The sequence below is a fragment of the Peptostreptococcus sp. MV1 genome, assembly GCF_000758885.1.
Taxonomy (GTDB): domain Bacteria; phylum Bacillota; class Clostridia; order Peptostreptococcales; family Peptostreptococcaceae; genus Peptostreptococcus.
Window position 1 is genome coordinate 1 of the sequence record NZ_JRNB01000023.1, and the last position, 21,437, is coordinate 21,437.

Genomic DNA, 21,437 nt, shown 5'->3' on the forward strand with positions numbered 1-21,437 from the left:
TTAAAAGTTTTTTTATTTTCTTTTTTGAAGTGTTTTTCTTGTCTGTCCTCTGTCTTAAGTACAAGTAATACTATAGCAAATTATATTACATAAGTCAACACTTTTTTAAAAGTTTTTTATTCAATACTCATCCAATGCTCTATATGTATTGTTTATACAAGCCATATATTTTTATAAATTAATATTTTTCTCTATCTTTAATTCGCTATTTTTTTATGATATAATGGTCCTGTAAAAATATTAATTATAAGGAGTGATGACGTGTATAAATCAGAAATACCTACTTTTGGAACTTTTCTTAAGTATCTTTTGACTATTACTAAAGTCAAATCAAAGGAATTAGCTAGTTATCTATCCTATGATCCATCCTACATTAGCAAGTGGATTCACGATAAAAATTTACCCTCAAATTCCGAAATACTAAATGTCATTGAAGATATATCCTCTTTTTTTGCAAAGAGAATTTATTTATCAGATATACAAAATGACATACAAAAGTTAACGGACAATAGATTAATCTTGAATAGCGAAGTCTCTGTCCAATTAGCTCTATCTAATATAGTCAGAGACTCTTACTATACAACATTAGTAAAAAATCCTCTGTCAAACAAACACGAAAAAATGAATTTTACTGTTGTTGACCAAAACCTGATAGACGAAAAAACTTCTAATCTAATAAGATTCATAGTTTCGTCTGCCCAGCAGGATACAATGGATATTTATATATCTTTACGCTCATTTGATATTTTTAATGATAGAAATTTCAATAGCTATACATTCTTTTCTACAAAAAATCTTACTTGCAATTTACACATCGCCATTTCATCAAAATGGTTTAAACTTGGTTTAGAAGACATATTTTCTTTTATTGAGTCTTTGTTTGCACTTGCAATGTTTAATACAACTGTCTATTTAGATTGTGAAAATATATGTGATAACTTTATATATTTAAAAGACCATGCCTTGCTTTCATATCTATTTAATCCATACGGAAAGCCTATATTGTTAAATGCTACTGATTCTAGCAATGTCCTTACTAATATAGAAAATGTGTGTAAGATGCAGTTTTTAAACAGAAACATCTTGTTTCAGTCTACTAGTTATCAACTTTGCGAATTAGAAAACCTTCTGATTGCCAAGCTTAATAAATCTCCAATTATCATACTTACCCAGTATTTTAACTGGTTTTTTTTAAAGATAGACACTTTTGAAAAATTTGTAAAAAAAAAGAAGTTAAAGAAGTATATTCTTGACTGGACATATGATTCATTAGAGACTGTCTATGATATGCTCAATGCTGGTATAGAGGTAAATGTTATTTTTAATTTTGATAACCTTCTTTACCTAGCTAGTAGTGACTCAGTGTCTTTCTACGGTAATAATGTTACTATAGACTACGATGATATTTATGCTTATTGTAATGACCTAGCAGACTTAATAGACCGCTATGAAAACTTTAGTGTTTATTCTCTAAATAATCTACCGAGCTTGACACCATTGAATTCTTATAATATTAATGTTTTTATATCGAAAAGTACTGTATATATTAAGAAAAATGATACCATACTTTCTAATAAGGACGATAAATTTGTCTACAGTAATGATAGGGAAGTATGTGCAGATATCTATAACGCTATAAATAAGGTCCTTAAAAGACAGGACAGCCTATATATGGTCGATGGAGATATGTTCCTTGAAATGGTAAACAATAGTATCAAGATATTTGAAAATACTCACAAATCTTCCATCACCAAAAAAAGATAATTCTTAGTAACAAAGCCCCCATAAAGTCGGACTATATACCGACCCTTTGAGGGCTTTGTTTGTATATGCAGTTACATAGTTTTATTTATCTATTACTTCATCACTATATCTTTTTCATCCATCAGCTTATTCAGTTCAAGTTTTAAATCATCACTGGCATATACTCCCATATCCTTTAGCTTATAGGTCTTTTTATGACCTTGGTCGTTTTCATCAAGAGGATAAATTATCACTGGGTCAGTTCCCTGGTAGTTCCTGATAATATTGTATATTTGGTTGAGTAGATCCATATTCTTCATAGAATCTACCCTTATAAACACTTTTTTTCCAGTTCCCGTTAGAACCAGGCTCTTATAGTTTTCACCCCTACCGTATCCACCGTTATAAACTGGCTTTTGACTGGCAAATTTGCTATCATCATCTATGGACTTGACCTGACTGGCAATAAGAGACACGTCCTCGTCTCCCCTGATGCTAATTTTCCCCTTAATCAAGACTATCTGATCTTCTTTGACAAGGTCGCTATACTTTTCAAGAACCCTAGGGAATACTACTACTTCCATACTTCCATAGAGATCCTCTACATTGATAAACGCCATCATCTCATTATTTTTGGTTGAGAATAACTTTTTAGATATTATCATACCGCCAATTATATGTTCTTGGTCATTCAATTCCAATAATTTTTCAGGTTCTTCCCTAAGCTTGTTGATACGTACATTGCTGATTGATGTCCTATTCTCCAGTTTTTCTGAATACTCGGATAGTGGGTGTCCAGATACATAGAGGCCTAGAACTTCCTTTTCCATATCCAGCCTTATCCTGTCCTTGAATTCCTCAACCCTTTCTATCTTACCTAGCTCCAGCTCGTCCTGCCTACCCATATCTGCAAACATATCAAACATGGATATCTGACCTGCCACATTTCTCTTCTTGTCCTTACTTATAGAATCCAAAATTTCCTCATAGGCAAACATGAGGCTGGCCCTATTGTCACCTGTTGAGTCAAAAGCACCACACTTTATTAGACTTTCTATGGTCTTTTTGTTGGCAAACTTTGAATCAATCCTCTTGACTAGGTCTGTAAGGTTTTGGTATGGACCGTTTGCATCTCTCTCCGCAACTATATTATCTATGGCATTAGCACCTACATTCTTTACAGCAGCCAACCCAAACCTAATGTGGTCGCCGTCTACTGAGAACTTTGAATATGACGCGTTTATATCCGGCGGTAATACTTCTATACCTATTGCATTACACTCCCTCATATACTCTACAACCTTGTCATTATTACCCATAATAGAGGTCATAAGGGCTGCCATAAATTCGACTGGGTAGTAGCACTTTAGATAGGCTGTTTCATAGGATAGGACTCCATAGGCGGCTGCGTGCGACTTGTTGAAGGCATACTTGGCGAAGTCTATCATATCGTCAAATATCTGGTTGGCTACATCCTCTGGTACACCATTTCTCACACAACCTGCTATCTCTATATTATCATTTTCATCCAACTTACCATGGATAAAGTACTGTCTCTCCTTCTCCATGACGTCCATCTTTTTCTTACTCATGGCCCTACGAACGGAGTCACTACGCCCTAGACTATACCCACCCAGGTTTCTTACCACCTGCATTACTTGCTCCTGATATACCAGACAGCCATATGTCACATCTAGTATAGGTCTCAACTTTTCATGCAGGTAGGTCACCTGGTCAGGATGATTTTTGCAGTTTATATATGTTGGTATAGAGTCCATTGGACCCGGTCTAAATAGGGATATACCGGCTACTATATCTTCAAAGCAGTTTGGTTTTAGCTGCTTCATAAAGTTCCTCATACCGCCACTTTCCAACTGAAATACACCTAGGGTATTTGCCTGTGATATCATATCGAATACCTTTGGATCATTGTATTCCATCTTACTAAAGTCTATCTTTTCCTTGTAGCCCTTCTTGTCACGATTTACTTCTATTAGGTCTAGGGCATCCCTGATAACTGTCAGGGTCCTCAAACCTAGAAAGTCCATCTTCAATAGACCTAATTCTTCTAGGGTTGTCATCGTAAATTGGGTAGTAATGGAATCTTGGTTCTTGTATAGGGGCACGTATTCATATACTGGCCTCTTGGAAATAACCACACCTGCAGCATGGGTAGAGGCGTGCCTAACCATGCCCTCCATCTCTTTTGATATATCTATGATTTCCTTGATCTCATGATCTGCATCATATAGCTTACCAAGATTAGGGTTCATATCAAAGGCCTTATCTATGGTCATACCAAGAGCAAAAGGTATCTCCTTGGCCACTGTATCCACCTTGTTATAGGCTACATCAAGGACCCTACCGACGTCTCTAATTGCCAACTTGGCACCCATGGTACCAAAGGTTATAATCTGGGCAACATGGTCAATACCATATTTTCGTTTTACATAATCGATTACCTCTTCACGCCTTTCATAGCAAAAATCTATATCTATATCGGGCATGGTTACTCTCTCTGGATTTAGAAAACGCTCAAAAATTAGGTTGTACTTAATGGGGTCTATATCCGTTATCTTTAGGGTATAGGCTACTATTGAGCCTGCTGCAGACCCCCTCCCCGGTCCAACCATTATATCATTTTGCTTGGAATAGTTTATAAAGTCCCACACAATCAAGAAGTACTCTATATATCCCATATTTGCTATTACATCTATTTCGTAGTTCAACCTATCTCTCAGCTCCTGCCCTACATTGCCATCTTCATCTCCATACCTCTCCACTAGTCCTTGCTTACACAAGTACTGGAGATAGGTCAAAGGAGTATAGCCATCTGGCACATCAAAGGTAGGTATATGGTAGCTGTCAAAGTCAAATTCCACATTGCACTTCTTGGCTATTTCTAGGGTATTGTCTATAGATTCAGGTGCAAAGGCAAAGAGTTCTTCCATCTCTTCCCTAGACTTGATATAGAATTCATCATTTGGAAACTTCATCCTAGATGGATCGTCTAGGGTCTTTTGCATCTGTATACACATCAGGACATCTTGAGTCTTGGCATCCTCCCTGTAGACATAGTGGGCATCATTGGTGGCAACTAGGGGAATTCCCATCTCTCTAGATAACTTCAAGAGACCGGCATTGACCTCTTTATCCTCTGCCAACCTATGGTCCTGAACCTCTAGATAAAAGTTATCCTTGCCAAATATATCCATGTAGTCTTGGGCTATATGTCTAGCCTTGTCGTAGTTTCTAGCCAAAAGAGCCTTAGGTATTTCTCCATTCAGGCAGGCAGATAGGCATATTATACCTTCAGAATACTGTTTCAAATGTTCCTTGTCAGTCCTTGGCTTGTAGTAAAATCCATCCACATAGGCATCAGATACTATTTTTATAAGATTTTTATAGCCTTCATTATTTTTAGCTAGCAGGATTAGGTGGGATGAATATTTATCTAGGGTTGAATCCTTGCTATCCATACTTCTTGGTGCCAAATATACCTCACACCCTATTATAGGTTTTATACCTGCCGACTTGCACTTTTTGTAGAAATCTATTACACCAAACATAGAACCGTGGTCTGTAATTGCACAGGCTGTCATCCCTAGTTCCTTGACCCTTGGTATCAACTTGTCCAATCTTGAAAATCCATCCAAGAGACTGAATTCTGTATGGACGTGCAGGTGGCAGAAGTCTGTATTTTTTTTCGCTTCAAAACTCACATCGTCGATTTTTTCGTTCAAGACTTGGTCATTTTTGGTATCTAAATTTGTGCGGTCTATTCCAATCTGACCACTGTCTATACTTTCTTCCATGCTTGCCCTCCTTCCTAAAATAGCTGATGCATAAGCATCAGCCTAGAACAACTCATCAAAAGAGATTTGATCCCTGTATTGATCAGCAATTTTTTCAATTTTCTTAAACCTGTGGTTAACGCCTGATTTGCCAAGTGGTGGATGTAATTTTTCACCCAACTCCTTGAGACTGATATCTTCATTTTCCAGCCTAAGCAGGGCTAATTCCTGTAAGTTTGCCGGTAGCTTGCTTATACCAATTGTTTTTTGTATTATCAATATATTCTCAACCTGCTTGACTGCTGCGTCTACAGTCTTAGACAGGTTAGCTGTTTCGCAATTTACTATCCTATTGACCTTGTTTCGCATATCCTTTACTATCTTTACATTTTGCAACTCAAACATGGCCTTGTGGGCTCCTATCATCGCCAATAAATCTGATATTTGCTCACTTTCCTTTAGGTAAACAACATAGTATGTCTTCCTAATGACTATCTTGCTAGTAAACCCCATTGAATTTATCAGGTCGCTCAGCTCATAGGCATAGTCTTCATCATTGGTCACTATCTCCATGTGATAGTTTTTTTCTGGGTCATTTATAGAGCCTGAGCCCAAAAAGGCCCCTCTTACGTAAGCATATGCTTCCTCAGATGAATCAACTATCTGCCTTGGTATATCATTTCTAGAAAAGAAACTGTCTTCCTTTCCCAGTATTCCAAGATTTACAAGGAGTCTTGCCGCACCCATTTCCGGTGTAACAGTCAAGACATAAGAATTATTTTTCTTCAACATTTGATTTTTATTTACTGTGATACTTGTATTTATATCAAAACATGATTTTAAGAGCTTGAAAATTTTCCTGGCTATAGAATTTAATTCTGTAGATATTTTTAGACTAATCTTCATATTGCCGGATAACTGCAGGGTCCCAGCCTGTCTGATTATAGCTGATAATTCAGCTATATCAGCCTTTTTACTAGGATTTTCCACTCTTGTCAACTCATTCTTTGTCTCTGTAGAAAATGACATAGTCTAGTGCCCCTTTTTTATTTCCTTCAAGGCCACTCTTATAATTTCCTTTTCATCATCATACCTAGCCATATCTACAACCCTATCCATGTGTATAAACTTGGCATCTACAAAACCCTCTTCCCTCTGCGGTATAGTGTCCATACACTTGGTCTTCATTAGGTACCAATATACAATCTTATGAACTGACCTAGACTGATCCCAATTTTCCTTATATGTATAGTGAATTTCACCCAGGTACTTGCCAATAGTCGCCTTAACTCCAGTTTCTTCTCTTACTTCTCTTAGGGCTGCCTCTTCATGAGTTTCACCTGGCTCTATCTTCCCCTTTGGTAGGACCCAGTCACCATTGTACTTTCTCAGTAGCAAGATAGCATTTCCTAGGAGAACAACCCCTCCTGCACTTTGCTCTTCTCTCATAGTATCACTCCTTAATTTTTTCAAATCAAATGTTATTACTTTTTATTTTATATTGCTATGTCTAACTCAATATTGTTACTGATTTTTCGTTTTTTCTTTTATTGCTATATCCACAACAGCCTTTGATACCAGTTCAGCATCGTGACGTATATAGCCCTTCTTAATCTCTATCAATTTTGCTTCAATACAACTTATGCCCATATCTTCTAGATCTGCTCTTTGGTCACTATCCAACATTACTAGTTCAGCTCCATCCTTGGCATACCTTTCAAATACACCCTGTGGTAGGGCCTCATTATTTACTAGGACATAATCTATGAAATTTATACCTGCATGGTCAACTAGGGTCTTTACATGGTCTAAGACATTCTTGCCACCAGTTTCTCCCGGCTGGGTCATTATATTACATACGTATATCTTTGGTGCCTTTGTAGTCGACAGGGCATCTACCACACCGTCCACCAATAAATTTGGTAGGATACTGGTATATAGACTACCCGGCCCTATAGCAATGGCATCTGCCTTTTTAATAGATGTGACAACCTCATCAAGTGGCTTGGCATCTGGCTTGTCCAAATAAATCCTCTTGATAGGACTCTTAGTCTTCCTGACCTGACACGGTATATTAGACTCACCTACTACTGTATCACCATTTTCTAGCTCAGCTATTAGATTTATATCATCCAGTGATACTGGCAAAACCCTGCCTGTAATAGCAAATACCTGTCCCATCTTGTATACTGCAGTTTCAAAGTTGTCATATATTCCGGTCATAGCAGCCAAAAATAGGTTCCCAAAACTCTGCCCCTTCAAACTGCCCTCTTGAAACCTATACTTCATGACCTCACTCATAGTTGGTTCCATGTTGGCCAGGGCCAAAAGACAGTTTCTAATATCTCCTGGTGGTAGCATGCCCAAGTCTTCTCTCAAAACACCTGAACCTCCACCATCATCTGCAACAGTAACTATGGCTGTTATATTCTTTGTTTCATGCTTTAGGCCCCTCAAAAATACTGACTGGCCTGTTCCACCGCCGATAACTACCACGTTTGGGTCGTCCTTTTTATAGGTGAACATCTCCATATGCCTAATATTTTGTTCCATTGTCTTCTTGTATAGCTTGATAAACTTGTATAGGACCACTAGGGCTATTATAAAGGCTACAATGCCCAAAAATGATAAAATCAATAAAATTATCTCTAATTTAGTCATGTCCTCACCCCTAGTCTAACTTGGCATCCCTATGCTTCTTGACTGCCCTGTATCCCTTGCTATTTAGATAATCATAAGTATAGTTTGCTATTGTAACCGACCTATGCCTACCTCCTGTACAACCTACACCTATTACAAGGTGCTGCTTGCCTTCGTTCACATATTCAGGAATCAAAAAGTCTAGCATATCAAAAAACTTTTCTACAAAGTCATGGCTAACCTTGGAATCCATGACAAAGTCCCTTACATCCTGAGAGTCACCAGTCTTTTGCCTTAGTTGCAAGTCATAGTATGGATTTGGCAAAAACCTCACATCCATAACCAGGTCTGCATCTATAGGTAGACCATACTTGAATCCAAAGGACACAACTGAAATAGTTATATTTGGACTTTCTAGTCCATCACCCTCATCATATATACTGGCTATCTCTGCCTTTAGGTCCTTAGGCTTCATATTTGTTGTATCTACTATCATCTTTGAAACCTTCTTGAGAGGCTCCATTATTACTCTTTCCTTTTTTATACCGTCTGATATACGTGAATTTGCAGCTAGAGGATGGTTACGTCTAGTCATCTTGTACCTCTTGATTAAGACATCATCATCACAGTCCAAATAAATCATATCATATTTGAAATTGGCTGCACTCAACTGGTCAAGAGCTGAATTTAGGGTCTGGAAAAACTCTCTTCCCCTTATATCTATACCTAGGGCAACCTTGTCTATATTTGAATTACCATGAAAAAATAATTCTGCAAAATTCACTATCAGGGCTGGAGGTAAATTATCTACACAATAAAAGCCCATATCTTCCAAGGCTTTCATAGCCTCACTCTTGCCTGAACCCGACAATCCCGTTACTATGACAAACTTCATAAAAACCTCCCTTATATACCAGTGTCTAACCTAAATTCACAACCCTAGTTGGGGCTAGACCACTCTCTTCTACTATTTCATAGGCCCTCTTAAAATTGGCTATATTCTCCGGCTTATGTGCATCAGAGCCTATATAGAATTTGATATCCATATGACTAATAGCCTCAATCATATCAACACTTAACTTGTCGTGATGACCATTTATTTCCAGGCCTGTATTAGTCCTTACAGCAGCCTCCGCCACCCTCTCAATATCTATATCACCCTTGTCTCCTGGATGGGTAATATACTTGATATCGTACCTTTCCATAGCCCTTATAAGGGCTCTTGTATTGTAGTCTTTGGAAAATAACTTTCCTGAAAACAATACATTGTCTATATGATGGAGTAGCGACCTAAACGATGTCGGCTTGGACCCATAATGGTAGCCAGCCAGTATATAGTCAAAATACTGAACCATATCGTCTGGCATATCAATCTTGCCAGTATCATCCAAGATATTGCACTCCATTCCCATCAAAATTTTTATCTGGGGATACTTTTCGTTTAACCTATCTATTTCTTCTCTTTCTCTCTTAGCATTTTTTCTAGACAAGCCATAGAAATTATGATTAAATCCATGTTCGGAAATACCAATAACCTCCAAGCCCTTGTCAATGGCAGCTAGGACATTTTCTTCAATGGTTCCCTTGGCATGCCTTCTTTTTTCATTATTACCACAACTAAATATAGTGTGTGTATGATAATCTGCAAGAATTTTCATAGTCACCTCCAGATTACTAGTCTATTTAACTACTAGCATAATCGACCTCTTAAATTATACAAGTCGATTATTTTTTCTCTTCTCCTAATATCTTTACTTCCTCTTCAAGGTGTACACCCTGACATTCATATACTGTAGCTTTTACGTGTTCGATTAAGTCCACTATGTCCTTGGCACTTGCCTTGTTGTAGTTGATTACAAAACCTGAATGCTTGCTAGACACCTGGGCTCCACCTACAGATACGCCTTTTAGGTTGGAATCCTGAATCAGCTTACCTGCAAAATAACCAGTTGGCCTCTTGAAGGTAGAACCTGCACTTGGGTATTCTAAAGGTTGCTTGGTCCTCCTCTGAGTAGCAAGGTCTTCCATAGTTTCCTTTATTTCATTGTAGTCACCCTTTTCTAATGAGATTACTGCAGATATGGCTATCCAGCTTTCATCACTCAACCTACTGTGCCTATAGCCAAAGTGCATTTCCTCATTTGAGAACTCAACAACCTGACCTTGTTCATTCATCAACCTTACAGTCTTCACTATGTTCTTCATCTCTCCACCATAGGCCCCTGCATTCATAGCTAGAGCCCCACCTAGGGTACCTGGTATACCCGATGCAAATTCAAAGCCTGTCAGAGATTCCTCCATAACTGCCCTACCTATTACTGATAATAGGGCTCCAGATTGAATCTCTACTTCATCTCCTCTTATCTCAAAATCACTAAAGTTGTCCGACATTTCTATCACTAGACCCCTAAAGCCACCATCTTTTATCAATATATTACTACCATTTCCCTTTACAAAAAATGGTATCTTTAAATCTGTTACCAGCTTAAAAACATTACTTATTTCTTCCTCAGTCCTTGGTCTAACTAAAATATCGGCTGGACCTCCTACTTTAAAGGATATATGCTTGTTCATTGGCTCATCTATATAAATCGATTTTTCATCTATAATTTTACTCAACAAATTATAAACCTGATTCTTATCCATCTTAGCCTCCTTTTAAAATACCTAATAATCTACCACCTTATATAATAACCAATACACAAAAAAATAACAATAGTTTTCCAAAATTATTTATTTTTCATTATTTTTAATGGCTACTGTCAACTTGTTAGAAAATTCAACTGCTGCATCATTGCCCAGCTGCCTCTGCCTATAATTCATAGCAGCAACCTCTAGTATCATAGCAGTATTCCTACCAGGCTTGACTGGTACTACTAGTTTTTCTATTTTTTCACCTAGCATATATTCATAATCCCTATCTAGTCCCAACCTGTCGTAGTACTTGTCAGACTTCCAACTTTCCAAATGTACTACTAGGTCAATCCTCTTGGAAGTATTCATAGCCCTAGCTCCATATAGACTCTGGATATCTATTATACCTATCCCCCTAATCTCTAGGTAATTTCTCAATATTTCGGGAGCCTGTCCTATCACTAGACCATCATCTACCCTCTTTATCTCTACGGCATCATCTGCTATTAGTCTATTTCCATTTTGTATTAATTCAAGAGCTGTTTCAGACTTACCTATACCACTTTCGCCACGAATCAGTACTCCAACACCATTGATATCGACCAATACCCCATGTATTGTTTCACGTGGTGCCATCTTGTCCTCTAGGTACCATGACAGCCTATTGATAAATCTAGTAGTGGCTGATTCTGTCGAACAAACTATAACATTGTGCTTGTGGGCATATTCATAGAAGTCTTCCCTCAGTTCCATCCCCCTTGTCACGATTACTAGGGGTATATCGTAGGAAAAATACTCATCCAGAGTTTTTAGCCTGTGCTTGCGGGTGAAATTACCAAAGAAGGTATACTCTGTCTTGCCTATAATCTGTATCCTTTCTGGTGTAAAGTAGTCAAAATAGCCTGCCAACTGGATACCCGGCCTATTCAACTCCTTTTCAGTGATATACGTTTCCTCTGCCTTCTTGTCCGGAGATATTATTTCCTTTAGTTTTAAGTCATCGATCAAATTTCTTACTGTAATTTTTGACATCCTATTACCTTTCGTTTATATATTTTAATATATTTTCTGCCAATCTATCTGTTATACCATCCAAGGCCACTAATTCTTCCTTACTGGCCTTCTTCAAATTATCAATATCCTTGAACCTGGCCATCAGGGTCTTCTTCCTCTTTGGACCTATACCAGGTATATCGTCTAGGATAGACTTGGTCATTTTCTTATCTCTAAGGCTCCTATGATAGGATATTGAATAGTTGTGAACCTCTTCTTGAATACCTGCCACAAACCTGTATAGGCTAGTTGTCCTATCCAGTTCAATGGTCTTGTCCCCATTTAGGAGTCCCTTGGTCCTATGCCTATCATCCTTGTACATACCCCAAAGCGGTATATCCTCTCCATTATCTTCCATAACCTTTTTGACAGCCGATACCTGGCCCTTGCCACCATCCAATAGTATTAGGTCTGGTAGGTTACCATGCTTTAACCTCCTGTCCAAGACCTCTGCCATAGAGGCATAATCGTCTGGTCCCTCTACGGTTTTTATCTTAAATCGCCTGTATTCCTTCTTGTCCTTGACGCCATTTGTGTAGACTACCATGGTACCTATAGAGTCCACCCCCTGGATATTGGATATATCGTAGGCTTCTATTCTTTCTAGCCTTCCTGCATCGAGATCCAAAATCTTGGCCAATTCTTCTAAGGAGCCTATGCTCCTCTCGTATTTTTTCTTTTTTAGGTCATCAAACTTTACTAGGTATTCATCTGCATTCTTTCTTACCATCAAGATTAGGGCTTTCTTGTCCCCCCTCTTTGGAACTTTTATACTGACTGAAGAACCCCTTTTTGAAGTTAAGATTTCTTCCATTATTTCCATATCCAAGAATTCCTCTTCTACTATGAGTTCCTTTGGTATATATTCTTGGGACATATAGAACTGTTTGATAAAGGAACATAAGATTGTAGACCTCTCACTATCCTTGACTCCCTCTAGCATAAAGTTTTCCCTACCCGATACCTTGCCATTTCTGATAAAAAATACCTGAACGCAGGCCTCTTGATCAAAGTTGGCCATGGCTATAACATCTTGGTCGGAATCACTCTGGACATTTGATATTTTCTGTTTTTCCATTACATCCTTGAGACTGTTAATCTTGTCCCTGTAGGATGCCGCTTCCTCAAACATGAGAGCCTGTGATGCTGCCTTCATTTTTTCCTCTAGGATACCCACTAGCTTGTCTTCCTTGCCTGATAAAAATAGGATAATTTCATCAACCATATCCATATAGGTTTTTTTTGACACCCTACCTCTACAGGGGCCTATACACTTTTTGATATGGTAGTTCAGACAGGGTCTCATGCCTGTCCTGATAGCCTTGTCCATATCAATATTGCAGGACCTAATAGGATATATGTTCCTTATTATATCTATTGTATCATTGACAGCAGATACATTTGAGTAGGGTCCAAAATATTTAGCCTTGTCCTTGAGTATCCTCCTGACTTTTAAGACTCTTGGATAGTCCTCATTCACGGTCACCTTTATGTATGGGTAGGTCTTGTCGTCACGAAGGAGGATATTGTATTTAGGCTTGTATTTTTTTATCAGATTACATTCGAGGATTAGAGCCTCTAGCTCTGAATCCGTCATTATATATTCGAAGCTATAAATATTTTTTACCATGGACCTGACCTTGTCAGAATGATTCCTCGAAGACTGAAAATACTGCCTAACTCTATTTTTTAAGGATACCGCCTTGCCGACATATATTACATTTCCGTACTTGTCCTTCATTATATAGACGCCTGGGCTAGCAGGCAGAGTTTTCAGATGCTCTTCTATGTCAAACACAACTTAACCTCCTTTCGTTTCTAGCCTAGTCCGAGACTTGTTTGTAAATTTTATTCTTAGCCTTTTCCCAGCTATATTTTATCTCTAGTAGTATAATTATACCCTATTTTTGAATTCCAAAAAAGTCCCCCCTGAATATTGTATCTAGCTTCTTGCCTTTGCTAGTATAGATACGCTTATCCAAAAGGGACTATTCACTTTCCAATTAATCATTTCTGCACTTTTTCATTTCACTAGGATAGGATCCCGTATATTTTTTATATAGCTGGGTGAACCTACTCTGGGACCTATAGCCGACCGACCTTGATACCTCACTTATGCTTAGGTCAGTATTCAAAATCATATGTTCCGCTACATTTATTCTCTTCCTTTGTATGTATTCAGTAATACTCATATTAAACTTGTTCTTGAAAGTTTCCTTGAGCTTGGTCTTACCCATCATGGCTATTTGACAAAGAAAATCTTGAGATATCTTACTGGCATAATGGTCGCAAATATAGGACGCAACGCTATCCAAGGCTGTCTCATCTATATCACTCAATTTTAACCTATTATCCTCTTCAAAGTACTGGTCTAGGGTCAACCTCAGCCACTCTTTCACCTTTATCTCATAGAATATCTCACTACCAGGCGTCGTGCTCTTGTATTCTAATATTTGATCTACCAACTTGCCTATGTCCCTAGCTATGGGACTGTTATTAGAATTTTGTAGGGCCTGCTTGATTTTCTTTGGACTAATATTGAAGTTACCTGCTAGGTATTCGTTGATGAATTTCTTCTTAAACTCTACGCCTACAGAAAAATATGGAAAACCGCCATGCAAAAGAAACCTGAATGTATAGTTCTCATGAAAGTTGACGAAAACCATATTGTCATTTACAGGTTGATAGGGAGTTAGGCACTCTCCATGAGCTGTTTTTAAAAATGATGATGTGGCTACTACCTCAGTATCCGATAAGAATCTGTGACTTACCACCATATCCTTCTTAACCATAAAATCATGTATGTTTACTGAAAACAAGTCAGTATCATAGAACCAGTAGTATCCATCCATATCCTCTTCCTTAATCCCATAGGTAGTTCCTAGTCTCGAATACCTATTGCAGTTTTCAATTTTTTTAAACCCCATACCTAGCAAAAAGTCTTCAAATTCATAAGCCATAATACTCTCCTTCATAAGCCATAATACTCTCCCTCCTGTAAATTGTCTCGATTAGACGTTTATTATGTTTGGTCATTATTGGCCAATATATATTGAAATCATTCTTGATATAAGTTAATATTAGCTTGTAATAATTATTATTATACACTATAAGAAGGAGGTTAACAATGAAATCTAAGGAAAAAAAATCAAAGACTAGCATTTCAAGTATAGTCAACCTATACGGCCAAGATAAAAAACTCTTCTACCCCTTATCTATCTTAGTATCCAGTTTTTCAGGTATAGTTACTATTGCACCATACTACTTTGTCTGGAAAATATCTATGGAATTGATCCTAGCAGACCACTTAAATATTCGGCTAATTAAGATATATGCCTTGTATATCTTTATCAGCCAGGTTATAGGTATATTAACAAGTCTCTTGAGCCAGTATTTTTCACACATTCTGGCCTTCAGGGTGGAAAAAAACATTAGAAAAAATGCTGTTAGTCATTTGATGAAACTACCTATTGGTTTTTTTGAAAATGAAGATTCCGGTAGAATCAGGAGAATGATAGATGACAATGCTTCAAAGACCCATAGCTTTATAGCCCATATTATGCCGGATATGGCGTCTGCCTTTATCATTCCCGTGCTAATGTTGGCCCTAATAGTCCTAGTAGACATTAGGCTTGGAGCTATTTGTCTACTGGGAATAGCCTTTGCCATAGCAAGTATGTCCATGATTATGGGACCCAAGACAAAAAAGTTGATGGAAGATTATATGACCACATCTGAAAAATTAGGTATAAGTGGGGTTGAATTTATCAGGGGTATGCCCGTCGTCAAAGTATTCAACCAAACAGTTGAAAGCTTTCAGAAATTTTATTCAGCAATCATGGACTACGACCAAAAGGCTAAATTTTTCGTCAACCACTGCAGACTACCTATGAGTCTATATACCCTGGCCCTATACCTACCAACAATTTTAATAGGCCCTATAACAATCCTATTGATAGACGGTGTAGACCAACCTCTCAAGCTACTTACAGATTCTATCCTATATATAATGATCACCATGAATCTCCACTCTAGCCTGATGAAATTGGCAAGTCTATCAGAGGCCAAGAACCAATTTATGGTAACCATACAAAAGCTAGATACCATATTTGACCTAGAGCCTATGAAGGAAATCGAATACCCTCAATTTGATGAAACCGGCATAGTATTCGACCAGGTCAGCTATACCTACCCAAGCAAGGACCTTCCAGCCATAACAAATATAAATTTGCATTTTGATAGAAACAAAACATATGCCTTAGTCGGTGAAAGTGGGTCTGGCAAGTCTACTCTCTTAAACTTAATTGGTCGTTTCTATGATATAGATGAGGGCCAAATTAGGATAGACGGGGTCAACATCAAGAGTCTTACGGAGGATGACCTAATGTCCAAACTAGCCATAGTTTTCCAGGAAAATAAGCTATTGAAAAAAAGTTTGAAAGACAACCTCTGCATGGGACATAGCTATAGCGATAAACAAATAGATCAGGCAATAGAGACTAGTAGTTGCCAGGACATACTGGCTAGAATGGAAAATGGCTTGGATACAATGATTGGGCAAAAAGGAACCTATATTTCCGGTGGTGAAGCCCAGAGAATATCTATAGCCAGAGCTTTTTTGAAAGACTCTCCTATACTCCTACTAGATGAAGCTACGGCATTTGCCGATCCAGAAAACGAAAACAAGATACAAAAAAGTTTGGAAAAGTTAAAGGATAATAAGACCAGCATCATGATAGCCCACAGACTAAATTCAATAAAAAATGTAGATGAAATAATAGTTATGAAAAAAGGTCAAATCCTGGACAAGGGCGGCCACGACTACCTGATGAACAACTGTGACTACTATGCTGACCTCTACAATAATTATTCAAAGAGTATAGAATGGAGGGTTTAAAATGAATAAATTTTTACAGAACAAATATTCACTCTCTCCAGAGGGTGCTAGAAAAATGTCAAGGGGTGTAATATACAGCGCATTACTTAATATATCATTTATGCTACCCATGCTTGTGGTCTTCACATTCCTAGACGAGAGCTTAAATATATACAAGTTCCACACACAAGTGGGATATACATCCAGCTACTATATCCTACTTGTGCCCTTGACTGTGATATGTATATATTTTGCAAACAAACTACAATATGATAGTGTATATACCACTACCTACACAGAGATAGCCCAGAAGAGAATTTCCCTGTCAGAGCATATGAGAAAACTCCCCCTATCCTTCTTTAACAAGAGAGACCTATCTGACCTGACAGCCACAATAATGAGCGATATGGAAAGTATGGAGCACGCATACTCTCATGCCGTCCCACAATTCTATGGAAATATAATATCAGTATGCTTAATTGGCTTGATGATAGCAAGTTTAAATGTGAAAATGGCCCTAGCCCTTATATGGCCCTTCCCTCTTGGCCTGGGTCTAATATTCCTAGCAAGAAATAAAAAAATTGAGCTAGAAAAAATCCATCATAAGGAAAAACTAAAGGTGTCTGATTCTATCCAGGAGATTTTGGAAAATATCCTGGCAATTAAGGGCTACCAGAGGCAGGAAAAAACCTTAGACGAATTTAAAGACCAATTGGACGAGGAAGAGCAAAAGCACCTTAGGGCTGAAATATCTATCCCCTTTATGCTGGGACCAATTAGCTCCTTGTTGAGGTTGGGTGTACTTTCGTCGATATTTGTCGGTATAAACCAGTACCAATCAGGTAATCTCAGCCTAGCCCAATACCTAGGACTCCTAATAGCCTGCTTGGTTATCTATGCACCAATGGACGCCTGCCTGGCATTTATAATAGAATTTATGATGGTAGAAATTCCTAATGAAAGAATGAGAGAAATATTTGAGGCAAAGCTAATGACTGGTCAAGATATTGACATCAAGAGCTTTGATATAGAATTGAAAAACGTAAGCTTTGGCTACGATGATAGGACCGTTATTAATGATATTAGCTTTATGGCAAAACAGGGACAGACCACAGCCCTTGTAGGCCCATCTGGATGCGGAAAGTCTACGCTGGCAAAACTGATGCTTAGATTTTGGGATGTTAATTCAGGCCAGATAAGTCTAGGTGGAATAGATATCAAGGATATAGATCCTGAAAGTCTCTTGAAGCACTATTCAATGGTCTTTCAAGATGTGGTACTTTTCAACAATACCATAATGGAAAACATCAGGATAGGAAAGAAAAACGCCACAGATAAAGAAGTTGTAGAGGCAGCTAAGATTGCCCAACTGGATGACTTTATCCAGACCCTTCCAGACGGATACAATACCAAAATTGGCGAAAATGGGTCACTCCTATCAGGTGGTGAAAGGCAGAGGATATCTATAGCCAGGGCTATTCTAAAGGATGCCCCAATTATATTCTTGGATGAATCTACTGCTAGTGTGGACGCTGACAATGAAACAAAAATACAAAAGGCCCTATCAAAACTTATAAAGGATAAGACTGTAATAATAATTGCTCATAGGTTGAGAACTATCGAAAATGCAGACAAGATAATAGTTCTAGACAAGGGTCAGGTTGTGGAAGAGGGTTCTTCTAGTGAATTAATAGAAAATAAGGGTCTTTTCTACAAGCTGTGGAAGACTCAGAAACAGGGATAAACATATATATTTATTTTATCTATAAAGCACTTGTAATTTTGATGTGTTTTTCATCTAGTATACATGGCTTATAAATACATATTAACAAGGAGGTAAACAATGAATTTAAAAGATATTATAAAAGTAACTTTATTCGGTGTAGTAGGATTTGTAATTAGTATAGTTACTGGTATGGCTACCAGTGCCCTAGGAGTCTATGGACCCTTTATACATACATCAATAGGTAGTCTGCTGACAGCGCCTATATTTATAGTTATGTACAAGAAGGTCCACAAAAAGCCTTGTATCTTCATCTACTACTTGATATCAGGTCTAGTATATTCTGTAATGGGCTTCTGGCCTATGCTAATAATCATGCTCCTAGCCGGTCTTGTAGGAGAAATAATAGCTGGAACTAAGAGCAATAAGAATGATGATGACAAGTACGGACGCATTGGCTTGGCCTATATAATTTCAGAAGCTATATATTCACTTCATGGCTTTCTTTTTATTCTAGTTCTTGGAAGCCAGGGTCTAGTAGAACAATTCCCAAAGATGTTCACCTTAGAGAAGGCCCAGTGGATGCATGACTTCTTCTTTAATCCTAGAAACTTCTGTATAATTATGGGCATACAGCTGCTAGCATCTATAATAGGTGTATTTTTGGCAAAATATATAGACCAAAAATTCTTTGCAAAAAATACTAAGAAAGGATCTATACTAGACTAATGAAGAATTTTGCAAAAAACAGTAAAATATGCTTCAATCCACTTAGTATATTTATTTTGATGCTGGTCTTCTCCATATCTACCCTACTTGCAAATCAGCCCCTTTATATAGCTATGCTGGCCATAACAGTATTTATGGAGATTTTAGTACTGAGAAAGGAAGTTATAAAAACTATTGCCTACCTAGGCATTCTCTTCCTCCTGACCCAACTAATTGGCAGGGGGTTTGAGATGGGGCATTGGACCGGGGCCATATATATCATGCTGCTTATAATGATAAAACTCTCTCCCCTATTTATACTGGCCAAAATTTCATCGAGCTATTCATCAAATGTACTAATGGCGACCTTTAGACAAATTGGCCTACCTCATAAGTTGTGTATAAGTATAGCCATATTCTTTAGGTTCCTACCTGAATTTTATGCCAGACTAGGAGAAATTCGTCAGGGCGCCAAGACAAGGGGACTAGGCTTTAGTCTGGTCCACCCTGTTCGCAGCTTTGAAATATTTATAGTTCCTCTGATGTATAGGGTCCTAGATATAAGTGATGCCCTTACCTGCTCTATCATTACAAAGGGGATAGACTACCCCTGTAAAAAGACAAGCTACAGAAGGTATAAATTCTCTTACCTAGATGGACTTGCCTTGACCCTTGGATTTTTGATATTGGGAGGTTGCATATGGATAAAAATAGTATAATAAATATTTCCATAGATGAATGTTCTTATGGAGAAAAAAAGATATTGGGAAAAATCAATCTGAATATCGAAAAGGGACAGTGCTTAGTCTTGTCTGGTCTATCAGGCTGCGGTAAAACCAGTCTCCTAAGGACAATCAACGGACTCATACCCAACTTTTATGAGGGCGACCTAAGGGGATCTATCTACCTCTACGGCAGGGATATTTCAGACTTCCTCAACGGTGAAATAGCCAAATATATGGGTAATGTCTTCCAAAATCCAAAGGACCAGTTTTTTTCTACTATAGCAGAAGATGAAATTGCCCTAGTTGGAGAAAACTTGGGTATGGACTACTCAAACCTAGTTAAAAGAGTCGACCAGGCCATTAAATTTCTATCCCTTGAAGATATCCGCAATAAGTCCGTATTTGACCTATCTGGTGGACAGAGACAAAAGGTTGCTATAGCCTCTACCCTAGTATATGATACCGATATTATTATATTTGATGAGCCCTCTGCTAGCCTTGATTATTCGTCTATAAAAGACCTAGAAAATACCCTTTTAAAACTAAAAAAAATGGGAAAGACTATTATAATAGCAGAACACAGGCTCTACTATCTAAAGGATATTTTTGATAGACTACTTATTATGAAGGATGGCCAAATTGTAAATAGCTACAAGAACCTAGATGTAGACGAGAATATACTCAGAGAAAATAAGCTGCGTTGCCTTGATGAAACTAGACTCAAGCTAAACAAACTGGAATCAACTTATACCCCTGATAATAAAAAACCTCATTTTATAGTAAAAGACCTAAAGGTAGAAATAGGTAAAAATATCCTTATAAATAATTTGAACTTTCATCTCTCAAAAGGAGAATGTATGGCCATACTCGGCAGAAATGGTATAGGAAAAACTACCTTGGCCAAACAGCTATCAGGTCTGCTTACAATAAAGTCTGGCCTTACCAGTCATGGAAAATCTAAAAGGGAGAGATTGAAAAATTCCTACTATGTAATGCAGGATGCCTCTTCTCAGTTATTTGCCCACACTCTGGAGCATGAGCTGATACCAAAAGATAAGATAGGGAACCAGGACTACCTGTCTAGGGTCAAGGACCTCCTAATAAGTCTTGACCTCTGGGAGAAGAGAAATCTTAGGCCACATGAACTATCTGTAGGAGAAAAACAAAGGCTATCACTTACGCTGGGATTATTGAGTGATAGAAAAATTCTTATACTAGATGAGCCTACTGCAGGATTAGACTTTTTGAGGATGAATATGGTGGCCAAAGAGATAAATAAAAAGAAGGGCCAGATCCCTATTATACTTATCACCCATGATATGGAAGTCTTATTTAGGGTGGCAGACACAGTCCTTCTAGTGGATGGTCTTGAAAATAAGAAAATCCCTATCAGAGGTAACGAGGAAAGCATTATTGATTTTATAAGGAAGACTAACTAGTAAATTAAATATTTTATCATAAAAAACCGACCCCCGAATCGCTACTCTGGTTGTATAATATTTAGCGTTGGTGAGAGAAAAAATTCTCTCCCAACGCTAAAT

General features: G+C 37.8%; 16 protein-coding genes. 6 read left to right on the forward strand and 10 right to left on the reverse strand.

Annotated features, from left to right (window positions below; all coding sequences use genetic code 11):
* Nucleotides 1-621: 621 nt before the first annotated feature.
* Nucleotides 622-1,764 (forward strand): hypothetical protein, encoded by a 1,143-nt coding sequence (locus tag HMPREF1639_RS02135; protein WP_156955930.1) that lies wholly within the window; start codon nt 622-624, stop codon nt 1,762-1,764.
* 92 nt (nt 1,765-1,856) lie between these two features.
* Here the strand turns inward: HMPREF1639_RS02135 and HMPREF1639_RS02140 are convergent, their stop codons facing one another.
* The 10 genes from HMPREF1639_RS02140 to HMPREF1639_RS02185 all read right to left on the reverse strand — a co-directional run bounded on the left by HMPREF1639_RS02140 (nt 1,857) and on the right by HMPREF1639_RS02185 (nt 14,824).
* Nucleotides 1,857-5,558 (reverse strand): DNA polymerase III subunit alpha, encoded by a 3,702-nt coding sequence (locus HMPREF1639_RS02140; RefSeq protein ID WP_084572448.1) that lies wholly within the window; start codon nt 5,556-5,558, stop codon nt 1,857-1,859.
* Between the two features lie 42 nt (nt 5,559-5,600).
* Nucleotides 5,601-6,566 (reverse strand): DNA-binding protein WhiA, encoded by a 966-nt coding sequence (whiA, locus tag HMPREF1639_RS02145; protein ID WP_036762794.1) that lies wholly within the window; start codon nt 6,564-6,566, stop codon nt 5,601-5,603.
* 3 nt (nt 6,567-6,569) lie between these two features.
* Nucleotides 6,570-6,986 (reverse strand): NUDIX hydrolase, encoded by a 417-nt coding sequence (locus tag HMPREF1639_RS02150; RefSeq protein WP_036762797.1) that lies wholly within the window; start codon nt 6,984-6,986, stop codon nt 6,570-6,572.
* A gap of 75 nt (nt 6,987-7,061) precedes the next feature.
* Nucleotides 7,062-8,198 (reverse strand): gluconeogenesis factor YvcK family protein, encoded by a 1,137-nt coding sequence (locus HMPREF1639_RS02155; RefSeq protein WP_036762800.1) that lies wholly within the window; start codon nt 8,196-8,198, stop codon nt 7,062-7,064.
* Nucleotides 8,199-8,208: 10 nt separating this feature from the next.
* The gene (gene rapZ / locus HMPREF1639_RS02160; protein ID WP_036762802.1) at nt 8,209-9,072 is read right to left on the reverse strand and encodes an RNase adapter RapZ; all 864 of its coding nucleotides are present in this window, start codon (nt 9,070-9,072) and stop codon (nt 8,209-8,211) included.
* A gap of 25 nt (nt 9,073-9,097) precedes the next feature.
* Nucleotides 9,098-9,835 carry a PHP domain-containing protein gene (locus tag HMPREF1639_RS02165; RefSeq protein ID WP_036762805.1) on the reverse strand — a complete coding sequence of 246 codons (738 nt, stop codon included), beginning with the start codon at nt 9,833-9,835 and terminating at the stop codon, nt 9,098-9,100.
* A gap of 67 nt (nt 9,836-9,902) precedes the next feature.
* A complete protein-coding gene (murB, locus tag HMPREF1639_RS02170; RefSeq protein WP_036762808.1) occupies nt 9,903-10,823 on the reverse strand; it encodes a UDP-N-acetylmuramate dehydrogenase in 921 nt (306 codons plus the stop codon).
* Nucleotides 10,824-10,910: 87 nt separating this feature from the next.
* Entirely contained in the window at nt 10,911-11,843 is a 933-nt protein-coding gene (gene hprK, locus HMPREF1639_RS02175) for an HPr(Ser) kinase/phosphatase (RefSeq protein ID WP_036762811.1), read from the reverse strand.
* A gap of 4 nt (nt 11,844-11,847) precedes the next feature.
* A complete protein-coding gene (gene uvrC / locus HMPREF1639_RS02180) occupies nt 11,848-13,662 on the reverse strand; it encodes an excinuclease ABC subunit UvrC (protein WP_036762813.1) in 1,815 nt (604 codons plus the stop codon).
* 205 nt (nt 13,663-13,867) lie between these two features.
* On the reverse strand, nt 13,868-14,824 hold the full coding sequence (locus tag HMPREF1639_RS02185) for a helix-turn-helix domain-containing protein (RefSeq protein WP_036762820.1): 957 nt from the start codon (nt 14,822-14,824) through the stop codon (nt 13,868-13,870).
* Nucleotides 14,825-14,991: 167 nt separating this feature from the next.
* Here HMPREF1639_RS02185 and HMPREF1639_RS02190 point away from each other — a divergent pair, with 167 nt between their 5' ends.
* From HMPREF1639_RS02190 to HMPREF1639_RS02210, 5 genes are all read left to right on the forward strand, one after another.
* Nucleotides 14,992-16,761, forward strand: a complete 1,770-nt coding sequence (locus HMPREF1639_RS02190) for an ABC transporter ATP-binding protein (RefSeq protein ID WP_036762815.1) — start codon at nt 14,992-14,994, stop codon at nt 16,759-16,761.
* 1 nt (nt 16,762) lies between these two features.
* A complete protein-coding gene (locus tag HMPREF1639_RS02195) occupies nt 16,763-18,484 on the forward strand; it encodes an ABC transporter ATP-binding protein (RefSeq protein WP_036762816.1) in 1,722 nt (573 codons plus the stop codon).
* A gap of 99 nt (nt 18,485-18,583) precedes the next feature.
* Entirely contained in the window at nt 18,584-19,192 is a 609-nt protein-coding gene (locus HMPREF1639_RS02200; protein ID WP_036762817.1) for an MptD family putative ECF transporter S component, read from the forward strand.
* Nucleotides 19,192-19,890, forward strand: a complete 699-nt coding sequence (locus HMPREF1639_RS02205; protein ID WP_052045381.1) for an energy-coupling factor transporter transmembrane component T family protein — start codon at nt 19,192-19,194, stop codon at nt 19,888-19,890. The genes HMPREF1639_RS02200 and HMPREF1639_RS02205 overlap by 1 nt, the downstream gene beginning before the upstream one ends.
* A complete protein-coding gene (locus tag HMPREF1639_RS02210; protein WP_036762818.1) occupies nt 19,872-21,335 on the forward strand; it encodes an ABC transporter ATP-binding protein in 1,464 nt (487 codons plus the stop codon). Before HMPREF1639_RS02205 ends, HMPREF1639_RS02210 begins: the two co-directional genes overlap by 19 nt.
* Nucleotides 21,336-21,437 lie beyond the last annotated feature (102 nt).

Coding starts and splice junctions, on each gene's coding strand:
- HMPREF1639_RS02200 (WP_036762817.1), top strand. CDS start 18,584: ATGAATTTAAAAGATATTATAAAAGTAACTTTATTCGGTGTAGTAGGA.
- HMPREF1639_RS02190 (WP_036762815.1), top strand. CDS start 14,992: ATGAAATCTAAGGAAAAAAAATCAAAGACTAGCATTTCAAGTATAGTC.
- HMPREF1639_RS02135 (WP_156955930.1), top strand. CDS start 622: ATGAATTTTACTGTTGTTGACCAAAACCTGATAGACGAAAAAACTTCT.
- whiA (WP_036762794.1), bottom strand. CDS start 6,566: ATGTCATTTTCTACAGAGACAAAGAATGAGTTGACAAGAGTGGAAAAT.
- HMPREF1639_RS02210 (WP_036762818.1), top strand. CDS start 19,872: ATGGATAAAAATAGTATAATAAATATTTCCATAGATGAATGTTCTTAT.
- hprK (WP_036762811.1), bottom strand. CDS start 11,843: ATGTCAAAAATTACAGTAAGAAATTTGATCGATGACTTAAAACTAAAG.
- HMPREF1639_RS02155 (WP_036762800.1), bottom strand. CDS start 8,198: ATGACTAAATTAGAGATAATTTTATTGATTTTATCATTTTTGGGCATT.
- rapZ (WP_036762802.1), bottom strand. CDS start 9,072: ATGAAGTTTGTCATAGTAACGGGATTGTCGGGTTCAGGCAAGAGTGAG.
- HMPREF1639_RS02205 (WP_052045381.1), top strand. CDS start 19,192: ATGAAGAATTTTGCAAAAAACAGTAAAATATGCTTCAATCCACTTAGT.
- HMPREF1639_RS02185 (WP_036762820.1), bottom strand. CDS start 14,824: ATGGCTTATGAATTTGAAGACTTTTTGCTAGGTATGGGGTTTAAAAAA.
- murB (WP_036762808.1), bottom strand. CDS start 10,823: ATGGATAAGAATCAGGTTTATAATTTGTTGAGTAAAATTATAGATGAA.
- HMPREF1639_RS02140 (WP_084572448.1), bottom strand. CDS start 5,558: ATGGAAGAAAGTATAGACAGTGGTCAGATTGGAATAGACCGCACAAAT.
- HMPREF1639_RS02165 (WP_036762805.1), bottom strand. CDS start 9,835: ATGAAAATTCTTGCAGATTATCATACACACACTATATTTAGTTGTGGT.
- HMPREF1639_RS02195 (WP_036762816.1), top strand. CDS start 16,763: ATGAATAAATTTTTACAGAACAAATATTCACTCTCTCCAGAGGGTGCT.
- HMPREF1639_RS02150 (WP_036762797.1), bottom strand. CDS start 6,986: ATGAGAGAAGAGCAAAGTGCAGGAGGGGTTGTTCTCCTAGGAAATGCT.